Source organism: Oceaniovalibus sp. ACAM 378 (assembly GCF_008085915.1).
GTDB lineage: Bacteria > Pseudomonadota > Alphaproteobacteria > Rhodobacterales > Rhodobacteraceae > Oceaniglobus.
This window is the reverse complement of sequence record NZ_VSJK01000015.1, coordinates 100,233-120,777: the sequence shown is the minus strand read 5'-3', so window position 1 is coordinate 120,777 and position 20,545 is coordinate 100,233. Positions and strand designations below refer to the sequence as shown.

The 20,545-nt window shown below is 58.1% G+C and carries 18 protein-coding genes; 12 read left to right on the top strand and 6 right to left on the bottom strand.

Features of this window, described 5'->3' with window-relative positions; genetic code table 11:
* Positions 1-376, top strand: a 376-nt coding sequence (locus FQ320_RS26075; RefSeq protein WP_222861647.1) for a hypothetical protein, incomplete at its 5' end; no start/stop codon positions are given.
* Positions 377-565: 189 nt separating this feature from the next.
* On the opposite strand, the gene FQ320_RS19100 is transcribed toward FQ320_RS26075, so the two are convergent.
* On the bottom strand, positions 566-1,096 hold the full coding sequence (locus FQ320_RS19100; RefSeq protein ID WP_148474930.1) for a transcription termination/antitermination protein NusG: 531 nt from the start codon (positions 1,094-1,096) through the stop codon (positions 566-568).
* A 236-nt stretch (positions 1,097-1,332) separates the two neighbouring features.
* Here FQ320_RS19100 and FQ320_RS19095 point away from each other — a divergent pair, with 236 nt between their 5' ends.
* The 10 genes from FQ320_RS19095 (at position 1,333) to FQ320_RS19050 (ending at position 13,001) form a co-directional block, all read left to right on the top strand.
* A complete protein-coding gene (locus FQ320_RS19095; protein ID WP_148474929.1) occupies positions 1,333-1,701 on the top strand; it encodes a MarR family EPS-associated transcriptional regulator in 369 nt (122 codons plus the stop codon).
* 26 nt (positions 1,702-1,727) lie between these two features.
* Positions 1,728-2,741 carry an NAD-dependent epimerase/dehydratase family protein gene (locus FQ320_RS19090; RefSeq protein ID WP_148474928.1) on the top strand — a complete coding sequence of 338 codons (1,014 nt, stop codon included), beginning with the start codon at positions 1,728-1,730 and terminating at the stop codon, positions 2,739-2,741.
* On the top strand, positions 2,738-3,118 hold the full coding sequence (locus FQ320_RS19085; RefSeq protein WP_187393974.1) for a VanZ family protein: 381 nt from the start codon (positions 2,738-2,740) through the stop codon (positions 3,116-3,118). The genes FQ320_RS19090 and FQ320_RS19085 overlap by 4 nt, the downstream gene beginning before the upstream one ends.
* Positions 3,111-4,379, top strand: coding sequence for a Vi polysaccharide biosynthesis UDP-N-acetylglucosamine C-6 dehydrogenase TviB (gene tviB, locus FQ320_RS19080; RefSeq protein WP_148474926.1), 1,269 nt, complete (start codon positions 3,111-3,113; stop codon positions 4,377-4,379). The genes FQ320_RS19085 and tviB overlap by 8 nt, the downstream gene beginning before the upstream one ends.
* Before the next feature lie 233 nt (positions 4,380-4,612).
* Complete coding sequence (asnB, locus tag FQ320_RS19075; RefSeq protein ID WP_148474925.1) at positions 4,613-6,586, top strand: asparagine synthase (glutamine-hydrolyzing); 1,974 nt, start codon at positions 4,613-4,615, stop codon at positions 6,584-6,586.
* A gap of 2 nt (positions 6,587-6,588) precedes the next feature.
* Positions 6,589-7,668, top strand: a complete 1,080-nt coding sequence (locus tag FQ320_RS19070) for a glycosyltransferase family 4 protein (RefSeq protein WP_222861646.1) — start codon at positions 6,589-6,591, stop codon at positions 7,666-7,668.
* Positions 7,656-8,702, top strand: coding sequence for an EpsG family protein (locus FQ320_RS19065; protein ID WP_222861645.1), 1,047 nt, complete (start codon positions 7,656-7,658; stop codon positions 8,700-8,702). The genes FQ320_RS19070 and FQ320_RS19065 overlap by 13 nt, the downstream gene beginning before the upstream one ends.
* A gap of 175 nt (positions 8,703-8,877) precedes the next feature.
* Entirely contained in the window at positions 8,878-9,939 is a 1,062-nt protein-coding gene (locus FQ320_RS19060; RefSeq protein ID WP_222861644.1) for a glycosyltransferase family 4 protein, read from the top strand.
* A 3-nt stretch (positions 9,940-9,942) separates the two neighbouring features.
* The gene (locus FQ320_RS19055; protein ID WP_148474922.1) at positions 9,943-10,725 is read left to right on the top strand and encodes a YdcF family protein; all 783 of its coding nucleotides are present in this window, start codon (positions 9,943-9,945) and stop codon (positions 10,723-10,725) included.
* 167 nt (positions 10,726-10,892) lie between these two features.
* Positions 10,893-13,001, top strand: coding sequence for a polysaccharide biosynthesis tyrosine autokinase (locus FQ320_RS19050; protein ID WP_148474921.1), 2,109 nt, complete (start codon positions 10,893-10,895; stop codon positions 12,999-13,001).
* Between the two features lie 48 nt (positions 13,002-13,049).
* Here the strand turns inward: FQ320_RS19050 and FQ320_RS19045 are convergent, their stop codons facing one another.
* From FQ320_RS19045 to FQ320_RS19025, 5 genes are all read right to left on the bottom strand, one after another.
* Entirely contained in the window at positions 13,050-14,267 is a 1,218-nt protein-coding gene (locus FQ320_RS19045) for a polysaccharide biosynthesis/export family protein (RefSeq protein WP_255509611.1), read from the bottom strand.
* A 185-nt stretch (positions 14,268-14,452) separates the two neighbouring features.
* On the bottom strand, positions 14,453-15,049 hold the full coding sequence (locus tag FQ320_RS19040; RefSeq protein ID WP_148474920.1) for a YjbF family lipoprotein: 597 nt from the start codon (positions 15,047-15,049) through the stop codon (positions 14,453-14,455).
* The gene (locus tag FQ320_RS19035; RefSeq protein WP_148474919.1) at positions 15,046-17,145 is read right to left on the bottom strand and encodes a YjbH domain-containing protein; all 2,100 of its coding nucleotides are present in this window, start codon (positions 17,143-17,145) and stop codon (positions 15,046-15,048) included. Before FQ320_RS19035 ends, FQ320_RS19040 begins: the two co-directional genes overlap by 4 nt.
* Before the next feature lie 107 nt (positions 17,146-17,252).
* Entirely contained in the window at positions 17,253-18,032 is a 780-nt protein-coding gene (locus FQ320_RS19030; RefSeq protein WP_148474918.1) for a metallophosphoesterase, read from the bottom strand.
* 606 nt (positions 18,033-18,638) lie between these two features.
* Complete coding sequence (locus FQ320_RS19025; protein WP_148474917.1) at positions 18,639-19,964, bottom strand: UDP-glucose/GDP-mannose dehydrogenase family protein; 1,326 nt, start codon at positions 19,962-19,964, stop codon at positions 18,639-18,641.
* Between the two features lie 183 nt (positions 19,965-20,147).
* Here FQ320_RS19025 and FQ320_RS19020 point away from each other — a divergent pair, with 183 nt between their 5' ends.
* Positions 20,148-20,489: a hypothetical protein gene (locus FQ320_RS19020; RefSeq protein ID WP_187393973.1), complete on the top strand. Its 342-nt coding sequence runs from the start codon at positions 20,148-20,150 to the stop codon at positions 20,487-20,489.
* The last annotated feature ends 56 nt before the right edge of the window (positions 20,490-20,545 follow it).

Here is a 20,545-nt window from a genome sequence, read left to right as displayed (position 1 = left end):
GTCGTCCGACGCGACACATCCAAAGGCTCTCTCAGCATCAAACTCAAGCGAGCTGGCTGGGATGAGGCATTCTTATGCAGCGTTCTCAATGGGCTGTAAGACGCGTGAGCCAAACGCGATTGCCCTGCCTGTTCAGGAGTGGGTTAAGTGCAACCAGAACGAGAGCGGAAAGAATGAAGGGGACCAGCAAAACAAGGCTCACAGCGATATCGAAGAACCGTTTCGCCAGCTTGTGGAACATGAGCTTTGCACGGGAACGCGCCGGACGATGAATACGTTTATTCTCGAAGACCGCCATCGGCGGGTCCATTTCCATATCAAACATTTTAAAAGAGCCCCCGGACACAAACAGTACAATCAGTTAACGGGTCATTAACACATCTGTGCCTAATGACAATGCTTCCTCCGGAAACTCGCCCAAAACAAAAGTGTGACTATTGCCGCCTGCTATGATCGCCTATAAAAGGTCTGTCCGCCAGCAATTGAAATGGATATTGCGAACATCGACTGACTGCAACGATCCGCTGATGGACCGAACTGCACGCTTTGGCAAGTTGAAAACCGGTTAACTGTGCCGGGCAAGCGAGGCGCAATCGACCTTCAGCCGGGTCTGCCGGCCCAGCAGTTCGAGCATGACAAAAACCCGACGATCCAGTTCGATCGAATCGATGGTGCTGACAAAATCCGCGAAAGGTCCGCAGGTTATGCGAACCTGCTCGCCAACTTTGAGTTCCGTTTCCGGCCTCAGGCACCCGTCAACATCGCAGCGCAACATCAACCCCGTCACAATCGCGCTTGGAACAGGACAGGGACCCGAAGCGCCAAAACCAATGACGCGATTGACCCCATGCGTCTTTGCGATCTCATTCCAGCGCGGCTTGTTCGGGTTGGTTCCGAGAAAAAGATAGCTTCCGAATACCGGGCGCATCTCTTCGATCTGGCGCCCACGCCAGTGCCGTACAGCCTTGTGACGTGGCATAAAAACGTCAAAGCCCGCCCTTTTCAATTGTCGGGAGGCGATGTGCCCCTGGTTTGGGCGCGTGAGTATCAAATACCAAGGAGCGTCTTTAAATTCTCCATTCCGCACCGAACGCATAAATCGACTCCGTTAAAATCAGCGTTCACGCATGAACGATGCAGCAAAGCAGTTCAAGACCTTGCAACCAGAAATTGTATTCACCCGCAACGTCGCCCGTGAACGTCGCCGGTGATTGAAGCACCGGCATCGCGCCTTTCCACCGCCAGGTTAAACTGCTAACAGGTCGGCAGGATGCAATGTATCCATAGATTTATTTCGCTACTGCAAGGGCTTACGGTATTCGAACGATTCGAATGGCCGTGCGGCGCTGTACGTTGACGGACCGGTTCGACGAAGATGCGCATTATCGCGTTCTGCGGCTGCTGCAAGATAAACCGGATCTGAGCCAGCGAGAAATCGCCGGCGAGTTGGGCGTCGCTCTGGGAAGTGTCAATTACATCCTGCGCGCATTGATCGACAAGGGTCTGGTCAAAACGCGCAACTTTCGTAACTCCGGCAACAAGCTGCGCTATGCCTATATACTGACGCCAGAAGGCATAAGTCGAAAATCGGCGCTTGCCGCGGATTTTCTGCGCCGAAAACTGCGCGAGTATGAAGCATTGCGCGCTGAGATCGCAGCGGTCAAGAACGACCTTGATGGTACTGCCAAGCGGCAATTGTGAAGAACGCATCACTCGAAGGGAAGAATGTGACGACACGGGTTTTCATTACCGGCACCGCCGGCTTTATCGGTTTTCACCTGGCGAAGCTTTTGTTGGCTGAAGGGTTCATCGTCCACGGCTATGACGGCATGACAGATTACTACGACGTCGCGCTGAAACAGCGACGCCACCAGATGCTGCTGCAGTCACCGGGCTTCTCTGCCACCGAGGGTCTTCTGGAAGATCAGGCACTGCTGGACCAGACAGCCGATGCCTTTGCGCCGGACGTGATCGTTCACCTCGCGGCTCAGGCCGGAGTCCGCTATAGCCTTGAAAACCCGCGCGCTTACCTCGACGCGAATGTGATCGGCACCTTCAATGTGATGGAAGCCGCGCGCCGTCTGAATGTGCAGCATCTCCTCATGGCCTCGACCTCGTCTGTTTACGGCGCCAACACGGAAATGCCGTTTATCGAGACCGAGAAGGCAGACACCCAGCTGACGATCTATGCGGCGACGAAGAAGGCAAACGAGAGCATGGGCCATTCCTATGCCCACCTCTATAACCTGCCGACAACGATGTTCCGGTTCTTTACCGTATACGGCCCCTGGGGACGCCCGGATCTGGCGCTTTACAAATTTGTGGACGCGATTCTGGATGACCGGCCGATCGACATCTACAACCACGGCGACATGTACCGTGACTTTACCTATGTTGACGATCTGGTGCGCGCGATCCGCCTGCTGATCGATGCCGTTCCCGTCCGTCCCGCAGATGGCGTGGTCGATGAAGGTGACAGCCTGTCCCCCGTCGCGCCTTACCGGGTGGTAAACATCGGCAACTCCGACAAGGTGCGGTTGCTGGATTTCATCGATGCGATCGAAGTCGCGCTCGGCCAGAAAGCCAAACGCAACTACATGGACATGCAGATGGGCGACGTTCCCGCCACTTGGGCCAATGCCGAGTTGTTGCAGAAACTGACCGGCTATCGCCCGCAGACTGACTTCCGCGACGGAATCGCCAGGTTCGTCGAATGGTATCGGCAGTACGCCGGGAAATGAGGCTTGTTCTTTCGTGCTGGGCGATCCTGCTCGGGTGTATAACGCTCTACTATGGCGTAATCTCCCAGGACTCATTGCCGGATCACCCGATCCTTCAGGGCAAGAACGATCTGTTCCTGCATGCGATGGCATTTCTGTCGTTAACGATGCCGATTTTCGTGCTTTGGCCGACGTGGCGGTCGCTGATGGCACTTGCCATTATTGCATCCGCGATCGAGCTGGTTCAGGCGTTCCTGCCAAGCCGCACACCAGCACTCGACGATCTGGCGGCAAGTTGCATCGGCATCGCCGCCGGCGCGATGATCGCTGCCCTGATTTGCCGATACCTGCAACATTCATACGAACACAGAACCGAAAGCGCACTTTACCATGACTGAACCAAAAATTGCTATCGTCGGCCTCGGGTATGTCGGCCTGCCGCTCGCCGCGGAATTCGGGAAACTTCGCCCAGTCATCGGTTTCGACATCAACTCTGATCGCATCGCCGCCCTGCGGAATGGCCAGGATGCCACACGGGAATTGACCTCCGAGGAACTGACTTCCTCCCGGCACCTCACCCTCACATCGAACCCGGATGATCTGGCTCAGGCGACGATTTATATCGTGACCGTCCCCACGCCTATCGACAGCCACAAACGCCCTGATCTGACGCCGCTGTTGCGCGCATCTGAAACGGTGGGACGGGTGTTGAAGAAGGGCGATATCGTCATCTACGAAAGCACGGTCTATCCCGGTGCCACCGAGGAAGACTGTGTGCCCGTGCTGGAACGCACATCGGGCTTGAGCTTTAACACGGATTTCTTCTGCGGCTATTCGCCCGAGCGGATCAATCCCGGCGACAAGGATCACCGGCTGACCACGATCACCAAGGTCACCGCAGGATCGACGCCGGAAACCGCTGAAACGGTTGATGCCCTGTATCGCGGCATCATCACAGCAGGAACCTATAAGGCTGAAAGCATCCGTGTAGCCGAAGCCGCCAAGGTGATCGAGAACACCCAGCGCGACCTGAACATCGCTCTGGTCAACGAATTGGCGATCATCTTCAACCGCATGGGCATCGACACCGAGGCAGTGTTGAAAGCAGCGGGCACCAAGTGGAACTTCCTGCCCTTCCGACCCGGGCTGGTGGGTGGGCACTGCATCGGGGTCGATCCGTATTATCTGACCCACAAGGCCGAGGCGATGGGATACCACCCTCAGGTCATCCTTGCCGGACGCCGGATCAACGACGGGATGGGCGCCTATGTGGCGGGGCAAATGGTCAAGGCGATGCTGAAACGGCGCATGCTGGTGAATGGCGCGCGCGTGCTGATCTTGGGACTGACCTTCAAGGAAAACTGCCCCGACCTGCGCAACACCCGGGTGATCGACGTGATTAAGGAACTGCGCGATTATGGCGTAGCGGTGGACGTGCACGACCCCTGGGCCAATTCGGCCGAGGCGCGTCATGAATATGGTCTTGACCTGATCGAGACGCCTGAACCCGGCACCTATGACGGCGTGATCCTGGCCGTGGCGCACCAGACCTATCTCGACGCTGGCATTGCAACGATTCAGGCCTATGGCAGCGATCCCCATGTGTTTTGCGATCTGAAGAGCGCGTTTGGACGGGATGAAAGCGATATGAGGCTGTGAGGGCCCCTTCCCTTTCCGCCCCTGTCGAGGGACCAAGCCTCGTCCTGCGAGGGATCTTGCCCAACGATGCCGAGCATCTCTTCACCCTCGATACCAACCCGATCCCTATCCGACACATGTCGAAGTGATCGGGACGGTCGAGGAATGAGCAGCATTTCTGACTGCAGATCCGCACCCTTGGCGGCACGCAATGAGCGATTGCGTGACACTTTCTTCTTACCTGAGGTCGTAAAATGTGTGGACTGACCGGCATTTTCGGATCAACTGAACGCTCCGAAGACGAACTACGCAAGACGGTTGCTGGCATGACAGCCGCACTGCGTCACCGTGGCCCCGATGCCGATGGTGTATGGGCGGACGGTGGCATGGCTCTGGGTCACAGCCGGCTGTCGATCCTTGATCTCAGTCCCGCCGGAGCGCAGCCGATGCATTCGGCTTGCGGACGCTTTGTTATCGCCTTCAACGGTGAGATTTATAATCATCTCGAAATACGCGAGAAACTTTCCGCCGCGGGAGCAGCGCCGGACTGGCGGGGCCACTCGGACACTGAAACGCTTTTGGCGGGGATCACCCATTGGGGTCTGGATGAGACGCTGAAGCACGCAGGAGGCATGTTTGCACTCGCGCTCTGGGATCGCAGTTCGCGCCGCTTGTCCCTTGCACGCGACAGAATGGGAGAGAAGCCGCTTTATTGGGGATGGGCAGGAACCGCGCTGGTCTTTGGTTCGGAACTCAAAGCCATGCGCCTGCATCCGGACTTTCCTTCCGGCGTGTGCCGTGCCGCATTGGCGCAGTATCTGCAATATGCCTATGTTCCCGCCCCACGCAGCATCCATCCCGGCGTCTACAAACTTGAACCCGGCTCAATCCTTGAAGTGAACCAGACGCCTCCATCAGCGCCCCCCAAAGAGCCGCTTCGCCCCGGCGCGACGTTTGGATCAATGTCGATCCGGCGGTACTGGTCGCTGAACAAGATGATCGAAACCGGAAGCCAGACGCAATTCAGCGATGACAACGAGGCCAAATCGACGCTTGAGCAGACCCTAAGTGCTGCAATCCGCCGCCAGATGTTGGCCGACGTGCCTGTCGGAGCCTTCTTGTCGGGCGGTATTGATAGTTCGTTGATCGTTGCGTTGATGCAGGAACAATCGTCGCGGCCGGTCCGGACATTCACAGTTGGATTTGAGAGTGAGGCGTTCAACGAAGCGCCCTATGCCGCTGCAGTTGCGCGACACCTGGGAACCGACCACACCGAAGTAATTGTGACGGAAAACGAAGCACGCGAGGTGATCCCATACCTTCCAGAGCTTTACGACGAACCATTCGCGGATTCATCGCAGATTCCGACACATCTCGTCTGTCGAGCGGCCCGTTCGCAGGTAACGGTCGCACTGTCAGGAGATGCCGGAGACGAGCTTTTCGGTGGCTACAACCGCTATTTCTGGGGCCCCAGAATTTGGCGTCGGCTGAACCGGATGCCGCTTTCGGTCCGCCGGCCCCTTGGGTCTCTGATCTCAGCGATCTCTGTCGGCGCCTGGGACAAAATCGGAGCATTGTCCGGCGGTGCGGTCAGCCATCCTGGTCAAAAAGCCCACAAGCTGGCAGCCGCGCTGCGTGACGTGCGCAACCTCGACGATCTCTATCGGAGCCTCGTATCCGAATGGCCGGGTCAACAGATGGTTCGCAATCTTGATCATAAGCCAACCAGCCTGCTTGACGATCCCTTGCCTGATTGCCTCGAGGATGATCCTGTCGGACGCATGATGGCGCAGGATATGCGCAGCTACCTGCCCGACGATATTCTGTGCAAGGTCGACCGCGCAGCAATGGGCGTAAGTCTGGAAACCCGAGTGCCGTTCCTCGATACGGACGTGTTGACGCTTTCGGCCCGGTTGCCGTTGGAAATGAAAATCCGCGACGGCCAAGGAAAATGGGTGCTGCGCCAGATTCTATATCAACATGTTCCACGCGAATTGATCGAGCGGCCAAAAACCGGTTTCAGCATACCGATTGGTGAATGGCTGCGAGGGCCGTTGCGGGAATGGGCCGAGGATCTTCTGTCGCCAGCGGCATTGGCAAAAGATAACCTACTTGATCCAGAACCCATCCTGGCCGCTTGGGCAGAGCATTTGTCCGGTCGTCGCGATTTGACCCAACGGCTCTGGATAATCCTGATGTTTCAAGCATGGCGCCAAGGTCAGGAATGAAAATGCTGATCTTATCTCGTTACGGCCGCCTGGGGGCTTCAAGCCGGCTGCGTATGTTTCAATACGAACCCTACCTGCGTTCAATCAACTTCGAACCCGAGCAGCGGCCCTTCTTCGACGACACCTATCTCATGCGCTTGTATCAGAAACGCCAGACCCGAACTCTGACAGGCGCCGCCTTTGCGCGGCGTCTCAGTCAACTTTTCCGGATCGGGCCGAACAAACTGCTCTGGATCGAAAAAGAGGCGCTGCCGTGGGTGCCGTGGTTGATCGAACGCTCGATGCTGCCGCGCTCGGTTCCTCTCGTCACTGATTATGACGATGCGGTTTTTCATCGTTACGATCTTCACCGGCTGCCCTTCATAAGAAGGCTGCTTGGGCGAAAGATCGATCAGGTCATGGCAGCCTCGGCTCTGGTGACCGCCGGAAACTCCTATCTCGCCGACAGGGCCCGCGCTGCCGGTGCGGATTGGGTTGAAATCGTTCCGACGGTTGTCGATATCGATAACTATTCTCTCAGATCGGATTCAAACGTCCTAGATACACCGCGTGTCGGATGGATCGGAACGCCCAGCACCTGGACCGAGTTCATGGTGCCGATGATGCCTCTCCTGGAAACTGTCGCCGGGGCCGAAGACGCGCGTCTGACCGCCGTCGGCGCGGGAAAAGCCGCAGCGTCTCATCCGTTGCTTGATATTCTGCCGTGGTCCGAACAAACCGAAGTCACCAGCATCCAGGACATGGACATAGGGATCATGCCGTTGTTGGATACGCCTTGGGCGCGAGGGAAATGTGGCTATAAACTGATCCAGTATATGGCCTGCGGTGTTCCGGTCATCGCCTCGCCCGTCGGAGTCAACGCTGAGATCGTCGAGCACGGAGTGAACGGGTTTCTCGCATCAACTGAGGCAGAATGGCGCGAGGCGCTGGTCACACTTCTGCGCGATCCTGACTTGCGGCGCAGAATGGGCGCAGAGGGACGAAAGAAGGTCGAGAACCAGTACAGCCTGCAAGTATGGGGACCACGCGTGGCCGGTATGTTGAAAGACGTCGTCGAGAAGAGCAGATCATGCTCTACCTGACCACTTATGTCGGTTTGATGTTTCTCCGTCTGGGGAAAACGAGGTCTCTGTACCCTGTCCTGCTGGCGTCGCTTTTCATTTTCTCGGCGTTCAGATTCGAAGTGGGATGCGATTGGGGCGGATATCTCAACCAGTTCTATGTCTATGGTTCCGTCCCGTTTGCTGGGCTTCTGGAAGAAAGAGAACCGCTCTGGGTCGGATTGTTTGCGCTGCAGAACTGGCTCGGGTTGCCCTATCCCTGGATCAATGTGGCATCATCGGCGGTGTTCTTTTGGGGTGTCCACGTTCTGGCGCGACGCCAACCCGATGCGCTGGCTTTCCTGATCCTGCTTTTCCCGATCCTGATCATCAACATGCCGATGTCCGGAATTCGTCAAGGCGCAGCCATCGGACTCATGTCTGTGGCATTCGCTGCGTTCATCGACCGGCGTCTTTTCCGCTTTCTGGTATTGACCTTGATTGCAGCTTCACTGCATTCCAGCGCCATCGTTTTTCTGCTTCTCGCGCCATTGGTGCATGGGGTGTACTCAAAACGACGCCTCATGCTCTCGGGACTTCTGGCTATTCCCGGCGCCCTGCTTCTTATGACCACCGAGGCGGCAGATACGGCATCAAGCCGCTATATCGACACCGGAATCGATGCAGCCGGAGCGGCGTTTCGTGTCGGCCTTCTGGTCGTGACTGCCATCGTCTTCTTTCTGTTCCTGCGCCGGAAATGGGCCGCGCACTTTCCGCAGGATTACAAATTGGTGACAGTCGGATCTCTGATCATGTTGGCGCTGTTCCTGCTTTTGCCGGTCTCGTCGGTGATCGCTGACCGGCTTGGCTACTATCTGATACCCATCCAGACCATCATATTTGCCCGGGTACCGTATCTGCAGTTGCGGGCGAACCGGAAACTGTTCGCTGTTGCACCCTATATCGGTCTGTTCCTCGTTTTCGCTGTCTGGACCACGTTGTCCTCACATTTTCAGCAATGTTACCTCCCGTATCAAACTTGGATTTTCGGCTTTCCCGAGTCCCAATATTACTAGCTGTGGATCTCTCGGGATGCGGCCGGATCTCGGCCCGGAGATGGAAACTTCGTCGAAGGATATCAAAGGTTCACATGAAACCCGGATTTAACTGCCTAAAACCCGACTTTTCGCGTCTGCTGTCATGCACGTCCTGATCACCGTCAACACGACATGGAATGTCTTGAATTTCCGTATGCCGGTTGTACAGGCCTTGCTTGACCGCGGCGACCGGGTGACTCTGCTTGCACCGCCGGACGACACCGTGTCGCAACTGACGGCAATGGGGGTGCGTCATCTGCCGCTTGTCATGGACAGCAAGGGGCTGAACCCTCTGCGCGACGCCGCTCTGGCGCACCGGTTCCGCAGGCATTTCCGATCGGAATCGCCAGACGTCATTCTGTCATGGACCATCAAGAACAACCTTTTCGGTGCGCTCATGGCAAAGAACGCCGGCATCCCGTTTATCCCGAATGTTTCCGGGCTTGGCACAGCCTTTCTGTCAGGCGGCGCGTTACAATTCGTGGCGGAAACGCTTTACAAACAAGCGTTCCGCGGGCTCGAAACGGTATTTTTCCAGAACGACGACGACCGCGATCTGTTTGTCCGTCGACGGCTGGTAAAAGATGGCCAGACACGCCTGCTACCCGGGTCCGGGATTGATCTCGAACGTTTTGCCCCCGTGCCGCAACCGGATGGTCCACCGGTCTTTTTGATGATTGGGCGATTACTGCGGGACAAGGGCGTTCTGGAATATGCCGAGGCGGCGCGCCGCCTGCGCATCAGCCATCCGCAGGCCCGGTTTCGCCTTCTGGGAGCGACAGGTTCGGCGAACCGTTCTGCCATCGGGGCGGACACCGTCAAAGCCTGGCAGGACGAAGGGATCATCGAATATCTTGGCACGACCGACGATGTGCGACCCCACATTGCCGCTGCAAGTTGCGTTGTCCTGCCATCCTACCGCGAAGGTGCGCCGCGCACTTTGATCGAAGCTGCGGCCATGTCGCGCCCGTTAATCGCAACCGACGTTCCGGGTTGCCGGGCCGTGGTGGATGACGGGCGCAACGGATACCTGTGTGCGGTGAAAGACGGAGCCAGCCTTGCAGATGCCTGCGCGCGGTTTCTTGCGCTGACCCCTGATGATCGCTCTGCGATGGGTCGGGCGGGGAGGTCCAAGATGGAGCAGGAGTTCGATCAGGCGCTTGTCGCCGCCGCCTATCTCAGTGCCATAGATCGCGCGACCCGGGGTACGACCTGAGCCATGGACACCGCATTCTTCATCGCATCCAAGGTTGTGTGGGCCCTGATCCGTCCCGACAGCTGGATCGTATTGGGGATTTGCCTGACCTTTCTAGGGGTCTGGCGCCGTCGGCAACGTCTGGCGCTCTGGGCGGGTATCATGACGCTGGTGGCGACCATTGGCATTTCAGTGCTGCCAATCGGAGATCTGTTGCTGCGCCAACTCGAAACCCGTTATCCAATCGCACCAAAACTAACTAATATTGATGGTATTGTTGTTCTGGGCGGTGGCGAGGACGCATATCTTTCGGCACGTTGGGATCAGGTGATCCTGGGCGACGGCGCGGAACGTTTCACCGCGACATTGGCGCTGGCTCGCGAAAACCCGAATGCCCGCATCGTCTTTACCGGAGGCAGCGGAGCCTTGCGTGACGTCACGAGCAATAATTGGTCGGGGGCATCGGTGGCCGAACGCTTTTTCGCCGAGCAGGGCGTCGATCCAGCCCGCATCACCTTTGAAAGAGCCTCGCGCAACACAGCCGAGAATGCCACCCTGACCGCGGCCCTGATCGCACCGCCGCCAGATGAGACCTGGGTACTGATTACAAGCGCCTTTCACATGCCGCGCTCTGTTGACAGTTTCATCTCGGCAGGTTGGAGCAGTATCATACCATGGCCCGTTGATTTCCGCAGCCGCGATATGGGCCGTGGGCTGGGCTGGGATCTCACTGGAAACCTCATCAATTTAAATATCGCTATTCGCGAGCGCGTCGGTCTTATCGCCTATCGTTTCCTACAAAGATAACGGGAAAATGATCCGGGCGCTCGCCCCCAACCTGCGGTGGCACGGCGGCATTTTGACGATTCCACTCAACACTGTCGGTTAGTGGTTGCGACCCCCTGTCTGGGGCCATAGATCATCTGCTTTACCGTGAGTTATTGTCAGAGTTCGGAACTATGGCTGGCAAAAGAATGAATCCGGCACTCGATGATCAGGATGATACCGACATCGATATTCTGTCGCTTTTGGCCACCCTTTGGCGAGGAAAAGCGGCAATCCTTGGCGCTGCAGGCATCGCACTCTTGCTCGGCGGATACTATGCCTATGGTGTGGCGGTGCCAAAGTATCAGGCGACCGCTTCCCTCGTTCTTGACGTGCGCAGCAGCAATGTCATGGATCTGGAAAGTGTCATGTCCGGGGTCTCGACGGATGCCGCCAGCATCAACACCGAACTGGAAGTCATCCGCTCGACCGACCTGATAAAACAGGTCGTCGCCCGGTTGAACCTGACAGACGACCCCGAATTCAACGCCACCCTGAGACCGGACCCGTCGTTCACGCCCGGGGCGATCCGCAACCGGATCACGAGCCTTTTCAAAAGCGCACAACCGACGCCTTCCGCCCCCGACATCGATCGCCTGCAAAGTCAGGCAGCGTCAGCCGTGCGCGGAATCGTCTCTGCATCGAACCAGCGTAACACCTATATCTTCAATATCTCGGCCAAGACCGAGAGCCCCGGCAAATCGGTGCGTATCGTGAACGCTCTGGCCGAGATCTATATCGACAATCAGATCAACGATAAATTCAAAGCGACGGAACAAGCTGTAACATGGCTGTCGGAACGGGTGCGCGATCTTGAGATCGAGCTGCGTGACCGGGAAGACGGGATCAAAAGGCTTCAGGCTGAAAGCGAGCTGATCAGTCCAGAGATCCTTGAGGCTGAAAACCAGCAGTTGCGCGATTTGCGGCAACGCCTGACTCAGGCCCGCACGGAAAAAGCCGCCGCGACCGACCGTCTTGCCGCGCGCCGCGCTGCTGTTGAGACCGGTGATATGGCCAAGATTGTCAGCGCGTTCGACGATCCGACCCTCGCGACCATAGTGCGTAACGCGACTTCCAATTTCGATCGGGACGTCTTCGATGCCCGTCTGGACCTGCTCATCACGCGAGACACCAGCGCAATCGAACGCGCAAATGCTCAGGAAGAAGCCCTTGCCGATTCTGTTGGTCGGCAGGAGACCCGGATGAAAACCCAATCTGCCAATCTAATCGGGCTTGAGCAGATGCGTCGGGAGGTAGAGGCGACGCGCGTTCTCTATGAGAGCTTCCTGACGCGCCTTAAGGAAACGACAATCCAGCGCGGCCTGCAACGGGCCGACAGCCGTATCCTGTCGATGGCCGAGGACGGCAGATATGTCGAACCGCGCAAAAGCTTGATTTTGGCCATCTCTCTGATGCTGGGAGCCCTCATCGGCGCCGCAGTCGTGCTGGTGCTCGAAGCCCTCAGAAACCACTTCCGCACTGCCGAAGATCTTGAGGCGCGCACCGGATATACCGTACTTGGCCAGATCCCGCGCATCCCAATCAAAAAGCGCAGCGAGCTGCTGGACTATCTGACGTCCAAACCCACTTCGGCTGCTGCCGAGGCGATCCGCAACCTGCGCACTTCGGTCCTGATGTCCAATGTCGACGCACCCTGCAAGGTGATCATGTCAACTTCGTCGATCCCGTCAGAGGGAAAGACCACTCAGGCCATCGCACTGGCGCAGAACCTGTCGGGCCTTGGTCGCAAGGTGCTGCTGATCGAAGGCGACATTCGTCGTCGGACCTTCGGCGAATACTTCAAGGCGAGCGAAAAGGGTGGGCTGGCCGCCCTGATAGCCGGGGAAAAGACCTTTGACGAGGTCGTCGTGCGCGATCCGCGGATGAATGCCGACATCATCATGGGAGAGAAGACCTCGATCAACGCCGCCGACCTGTTTTCGTCCGACCGGTTCGCCTCTTTCCTGCAGGAAGCGCGGGATGCCTATGACTATGTGATCATCGACACGCCGCCGGTTCTGGTGGTTCCCGACGCAAGGGTGATCGCCCCCCATGCTGATGCGATTATCTATACCGTGAAATGGGACAGCACGACCAGAAGTCAGGTCGCCGAAGGTCTGCGGCAATTCGAATCCCTGAATCTGCGCGTGACCGGCACGGTGCTGTCACAGATCGATGCGGCAGGTATGAAGAAATACGGATATGGCGGCAAATACGGCGCCTATTCCAAATACGGACAAAGCTACTACGAAAGCTGAGCGGTGCGGGTGCGAATGTGGTTTCATTCAGCACCCGCCTGCATCGGATCAGCCTCCGACCGCATCCGTTGCCGCGCCGATCACGATCGGGAAGAACTGGCTGGCCGCCCGGTTCCAGCTGGTGATCGGCTGCTCCTTGATGAAAATCACATCGTCGGGGCGCATCTGCATCCGGGTGGCCAGGGTGATCGTCGCCGCATTGCGGGCGTCCAGATGCCAGGCGGTCACTGCACCAAATTCTGCAGGATTGGTCGATGGGCGCAGAACATAGATGTCGCTGGGGCTGCCGGTGACTGTCGGAAATCCACCCGAACCATAGAGCGCATCTGCGAGAGTCGCGTGGCGGCCATAGGGCAGCGGGAACCGTCCCTGTTTCGACACCTCACCCGAGAGATAGACATAATCGCGGTCTTCGGCATCCAGCGACGTGCGCGCCTGAAAATTGCTGCGTTGTTCGTCAAGAGCCGAGCGGCGCAGCCCGATTTCGCTTTGCAACTCACCCAGAGCCTGCGAACGGGCACCGCGGCGCAAATTGATCACGTTGATCTGCTGCTCATAAAACCGCAGCGCGCGATCCAGATCATAGGTCGTATCAGCATAGACCGCATCGCCCTCCTGCAAGCGCAGGTCCTGCAAATCGGATCGCTGCTGATAGGTTTCAAACGGAATCTGGTAAAGTGTGCCATCGCGATAGATCCGGATCGTGGCAAATTCCTCGTCCTGCACGGCCAGACCGCCGGCAAGGGTCAGCGCCTCGTTCAGGCTCAGTGGATTAAGCGACAGGGGCAGCACCGTCGCGCTGCGCACCGCGCCACCGACAGCCACCCGTTTGCTGTTGAACTCACTCACCTCAAGCGAGAACGCCGGATCAATGCCGTTTGTCACCAGCAGTTGAAACACCTCGGCTTCGGCTTGGTCCAGCGTCATGCCGCCGATCCGTACCTGCCCCACATCGGGGATCGAGATCGTGCCATCGTCGCGCACCGTATAACCCTGCCGTTGGGTCTGGGCGGCCAGAAGCCCGCTCAACTGTTCAACGGTCGTACCGGCGGATTTGGTGGCGAGAAGAACGACATCCCCTACGCCGATTTCATATGGTCCGACTTGCGCAGCCGGGGGAACCCGCAACTCCTGCGTGCCGCGGGTTTCGCGCGGCATATAGGGCTGCTCGGGCAGGGCGCCAACCCCGCGCAGCTCACCGCCGCCCGATGTCTGGTAAAACGCCGAAGGCAGCGCCCGGGGCGTATAGGGGCTGCGATTCGCCATGAGCACGCTCTGCGATGTCAACGACAACACCCGAACATCCACCCCTTGAGCGTTCTCACTAACCGAGGGGCTTGTGTACGTCACGCCGCAAGAGGCGACGGCAAAGCCGACACCCAGCAGAAGTGTTGCAGCGGTAGAGCGGTACATCATATCGGCAAACTTTCCTCGAAATGCATCAGTAGCGTTTAGCGCACCAGACGCTCGGTTGTAAGATACCCAACGTTCGGGCTGATCCATTGGCGAGATTTCCACATCGTTCCGTCGGACCCTACCCAATAGGTGTTTTCGAAACTGCGGTCGGGATTGCGGCACAATTCGGTGATCCGTGTGGTCTGGCGCGTTCGGCCAAAACTGTCGAAGGCCACCGGCTCGTGTCCCGTGTTTCGGCACAGGAAGCTTTCAAATTGCGTCTGATACTCTCCGTCCAGCCGGCTGGCAAAGCGGTTGTAATCTTCTGCCGGCTGTCGCCCGGCCAACATCAGGACTGTGCCGTCAACATCGGCGGTCATCAGATCGTCGCCCAGTCCGCGCGTGCCGATGACAACCCCCTGCCGGAACGTCAGCGAGACGTTGTCGCCAGTGCGCCAATCGACTGTCCCGTCACGGTTTGCCACCTGCACCAGTGTTGCCGCAGTTTGGATCATCTCCGCCTCAACCAGCAAAAGCGGCTGGGTCGTGGAGGCCAGCAACCGAGGCGTGATCTGGCTGCGCAGGTCCGGAGTGGCTTGTTGCGTACACCCGCCCAGAGCAAGTCCGCACAGAAAGATCAGTATTCTTCTCATCGCCAGAACCGCCCCCAACTGTCGCGCAGATCCTGTCCTTGTGTCCCGCGCACTTCTTCGTAAAGGCGTCCGGTCACGTTCAGCCGCGCACCGCCGTCCCGCAGTACGGGACGGATCACCGTGGTCGGGCGGTCCCGATCGGGTTGGCCAGAAAGCCAGCCGATTGGGATGGTCAGCTTCAACCCCTTGTCGAATGATCCTTCGCCGAAATCGTCAAAGGATACATCGGTCAGGGTGGCAAATGCGCCGACTTTCCAGCCATTTTTGAACTCACGGTCGATGGTCAGCGTCGCGCCCCAGTCCCCGGCCAGATAGCGCCCGGCATCGACCTGGGCATGAAACCCGTTGCCGACATCCCAATAGAGCGACGCATGACCGGTGGCGACGCCATAGTCACGAAAGCCGAACTGCTGATCGAAATCGCGCTGTTTGACATAGTTCGCCTCGATCCCCCAAGCGACCCGGCTGTTGGGCACTTTCCACAGCAGTTCTGCGGAAACACCGCCGAACATTTCTTCAAGGTATCCAGCGGTGACCCGACCATAGAGATCGTTACCGGGCTTGAAGTAATACGCTCCGGTCAGCTCGTTCAGGGTTGGTCCGTCGGCCTTGTCATACAGGAATGCTTCGCTGCGCACTTTCTCAAGAACCGATGTCGATGCGCGCGTTGAAGAGTCAAGATTGCCCGCCAGTTTCTGACGTACGCGCCCCGAGAACACGAACCCGGGCGCCGGCTCATAGGAGGCTTTCAGCTCGACCCCCAGATCCAGCCGCAGCGGCTCGTCGGGATCGAACAAGCCGGGCTTGAGATACGGCCCGAGATCATAGTCAAAGCGTGGGAATACGCCGCTGAGTGGCGTACCCACCTCGCGTTCCGTGCTGATGACTGCGCGGGTATAGCTTTCCCAGCTGTTATCCAGCCGATGTTCAAGTTGCTCGATATCTTTCCGTCGAAGCGTGACCGAAGATCCGGACATGCCCTTGACCACGGTTGTGATCGTGAAAATTTCAACCGAATCCGGCATCGCGGCAGTCATCGCCCGTGCGGTACGCCCGATCGCCTGAGCCGATGAAGGATAGGTGTCATTCTCGATCTCGACGCGGGCACTCTCGGTTTCGACTTGCAAGCCGTGCAGGGTGATCCCCTGCGCCGTCAGCGCCGCTTCCAGTTTGCTGCGAATGGCTGCGCGTGACCCCGGCAGATCACCCCAACCTAGAGCCACAGCCCCCCTGCCCCGCGGGACAACCGCAGGCGGGGCCTTGTCCAATCCACCAAAATAACGCGGATCCTTCGGGTTTGTTGCGAGCGTGATCTGCGCTCCGATCTCGGACCCATAGAGATAGTTCACGCCAAGCGATACATTCGGTCGCAGTTTATAGGTGGCACCGAAATTGAAGGGTGACTCGCGATCAAACGCGCTGCCGTCCTCATTGGGATAAGCGTCCGAGGAATACTCGGCCGCTAAAGCCAACCGTTCGGTGGCTTGCCACACGACTCCGCCAAACAGGGCCGCATCCCCGCGAAACCAGTTGTTGGTGCGCACAAGCCCGCCCTGGTCACTGCCCCGGTCCGGTCGCGTATCAAATCGATCCGACACGATCGACAGCGGGTTACTGAATGAGCTGACGCCGGCAAGCCGACCCCAGCCGATTCCACCGGTCAGTTGCAGACGCGGGGTAATGGTCTTGGAAGCCACCACATATTCCGAGGAATAAAGCCCGGTGCCCAAAAAATCATTCAGCCCCACAGCCATGGCCGGCATCCATCCAGCTTCGTCGAGAAACCGGTAGTGGAGCGAAAAACTTCGGTCGAAGCGGAAATCCGTCACATCACCACCCGGATTAGGGCGGATATCGTACAGCAACGAGTATCGAAAGCTGCCCGACAGGCGGGGCGTAATCTGGAAGGTCAACGTATTTCGGGTCTGATTGCGGAAATGGCTGGTGGTAAATGCCAATTCGGCGTCGGGGCGGCTGAAAGCTCCCGGTATGTCTATCAGACCCGGATACCCATAAGAATTGTAGCCACTATCAACAACCTGCGCAGAAAGCGCACTGCCGCAGCATATTGCAATTGCCGCCACTGACAGCCGCATTTTCATTTTCCTCAACCACATATGGTGCTGTTACGATAATCGCGCGCCAAAAACAGCCCTAAAGCCACCGGAAGCGGAAACAAAGAACCAACTGCGCTGAACCTGCCTCAGGTTCCAGTCTGACGAAATTCCAGATCGCCCTCGCGCAGGATCGCGGCGGTCAGCCGTCCCGTAGCATAGGCCCCGGTATCGACAGAAATCCGACCGTTTTCGACCATGGGCTGTTCAACAATCGTGTGGCCGTGGACCACCCAGCGACCATCACTTCGATTGCGTCGTGCGAATTCCGGGTGGCCCCACTGCAGCACATTTGACGGCTGTTCTTCCATCGCCAGATCCGGATCGGCTGCGGCATGAACGACGCTTACATTGCCGCTGCTCCAGATCAACGGCAAGGCGCGCATCCATTTTATCAGCCGGTCACCCATTGCAAGCGCCAGCGCATCACGGGCCTTGGCGAATTCGTCAGCCCCGCTGCCGGGACCAATGCCACCGACGCCGAAGCTGGCCATTGTCTGCAGGCCGCCGTTACGGATCCAGAACCGCCCATTCGCGGCAGGATCGTCAAGAAACGACAGGCACATCGCTTCGTGATTACCCATCAGGCAGATGATATCGCGCGAGAAAAACCTGTCTGGCTCAGACAACATTTCGAGCACGGCACGGCTGTCGTCACCGCGATCAATATAGTCCCCGACAAAGACAACGGGGATATCCGGCGGCAGATCGGCCAACAACCCGACCATCTGCTCAAGAAGATCGGCGCGCCCGTGTATATCTCCGATCACCCCAAAGGATTGCTCGGGCACGCGCGGGGCATCAAAAGTGACGCAGGGCGAGGGATTCGGTTCGGCCCCTCGCAGGAGCCGCGCAATCAGGTTCTTCATGGCGCCGTCATACCTTTCTCAACCTCCGTCGTATGGCCATTCTTCGTCAGCCAATTTGCACGGCAGCTTCCATTTCATCGCGTGATGCTGGCCGAGTGCGGGAGGCCCGTCGCCCTGCTAAACCAAGCGTCTGCCCCAAATATCCGATGCTTTAGATGGGCGCGGCACAGTTGGGAAGATTTCTCATTCAGCCGCCGTCATCGTTTTTTCCAACGTCGGACCCTGAAGGAAACGTATGAGTTTCTGGTTCGACGCGCCAAAATCTTCAGCCCTCCAAACCGATCGCAGGCAAAGCAAATATATTCCTCGCCATCGATATTGAACCTAAACCGTCACATCCATCTGACGGGCAGACATTCTCTGCCCTTGCCACACCTCAACTTGCCGCCGTTGCAGCACAATATCTTCGGCCCGCTTCCGCTTGCCTGCCATCCCCTGACCCTCGCGATAGCGGGAGGGTCATCCCCCGCAGATGACCACTTCCAAGGGACAACCAACTTGTCGGCGTGTTGTTCCCCCGGAGTGGTGATTTCACCCCTTTACAGAAACTGACAATGCAGCTCCGGTCAGGCCAAAATGCGGTCGCTTTCCTGCACTTTTATGACATCACTCGTTGATGCCGAAGCCCTTGCGCCCCACGGCAGCATAGGCGGTGAATCCGGCACTCCGCGCCTCGTCAGCCGAATAGATGTTGCGCAGATCGGCCAGACGTGGAGTGACCATGCTACTGGCGATCCGGTCAAGATCGAGGGCGCGAAACTCGTTCCACTCGGTCAGGATGACCAGCAGGTCGGCGTTCTGTGCGGCCTCGTAGGGATCGTCGGCCCAGGTAACCCCGGGCAACAAGACGTCGCCTTCGCGCCGCCCCTGAGGATCGACAACGCGCACCTTCGCACCTGCCCCGACCAGCGCGGGAACGATGGTCAGCGACGGTGCCTCGCGCATGTCGTCGGTATTCGGCTTGAACGTCACACCCAGCACCGCCACCGTCCGCCCGTTCAGCATTCCGCCGCACAGATCGACAATCTTGTCGATCATCCGGCGTTTCATCTCATCGTTCACCTTGATCACGGTTTCGGTGATCTGCATGGGCACAGCATGCTCCTGGCCGATCCGGGCCAGTGCGCGGGTGTCCTTTGGAAAGCACGATCCGCCATAGCCCGGCCCGGCATGCAGAAACTTGTTGCCGATCCGCCCGTCCATGCCGATGCCTTTGCTGACCTGCTTGATGTCCGCGCCGACACGCTCGCACAAAAGCGCGATTTCGTTGACGAAGGTGATTTTGGTGGCAAGAAACGCGTTGGCCGCATATTTTATCATCTCGGCGCTCTCGAGATCGGTGATCACGACCGGGAAATCCCGCAGGAACAGCGGGCGATAGATACCTTTCATAACCTCGGAGGCGCGGTCGGTCTCGACTCCGACGACCACACGGTCAGGGCGCATGAAATCGTCGATTGCGGCTCCCTCGCGCAGGAATTCGGGGTTGCTGGCCACATCGAAATCGGCGTCGGGCGCGGCGGCGCGCACAGCTTCGGCAACGGCGCGGTTGGTGCCGACAGGAACGGTCGATTTGGTAACAACCACCGCATAACCGGTCAGCGCCTGACCAATTTCAGCGGCAGCGGCCATAACGAAAGTAAGATCGGCATGGCCATCGCCCCGACGCGTGGGGGTGCCGACGGCAATAAATACCGCATCGGCCCCAGCCACCGCCGCCGTCAGGTCGGTGGTAAAGGTAAGCCGCCCGGCGTCGATGTTGCGCGCCATCAGATCGTCAAGTCCGGGCTCAAAGATCGGCACTTCGCCCCGCCGCAGCATCGCGATCTTGTCGGGGTTCTTGTCGACGCAGATCACGTCATGACCGAAGTCCGAAAAACAGACGCCAGAGACGAGCCCGACGTAGCCTGTGCCGATCATGGCGATGCGCATAGTAATCGATCCTTGTTATGTTCAGGAGGGGACTAGCGGGTTCGGTGGGGTAATGTCCAAGGCTTGATCGCGTCAATCCCGAGAAAAGTCACATTATCAGCGAAAAAAGGTCATGATGGCCTGCCACACGGCAGTTGTCCGACCTAATTGGCAATGAAAAGGGGGTCTCGGGACTGGCAAGAGGTGACCCAGTTCTTCGCCTTTGATCCGGCGATCCGCAAGGTCATCTACACGACCAACGCGACAGCGTGCGTGAACAGGGTGATCCGCGATTCAAACAGGACAAAGCGGGCCTGTCTGGCCATTAACGTCGAGATAGGCGGTCGAGGAGAACGTCAATGCATCGCGAAACCTGAAACCCGCATGGGCCTGAAGGCATCGATTGCCGGTCAACGGGTCGTCGGGAATCCGCGGAGCGTTGGCACATCACTCTTGGCTGGCGCGTACTTGGATTTGCAGGTCGAAACGGGTGGACTGCCGATAATCTCAAGCTACCTTCCCGACTTCAAGATAAGAGTTTCTTAAGGCGATTTGTGCGACAGAGCCCCCCCTTAACCGGTGGATTTCAATATCATCGCGCG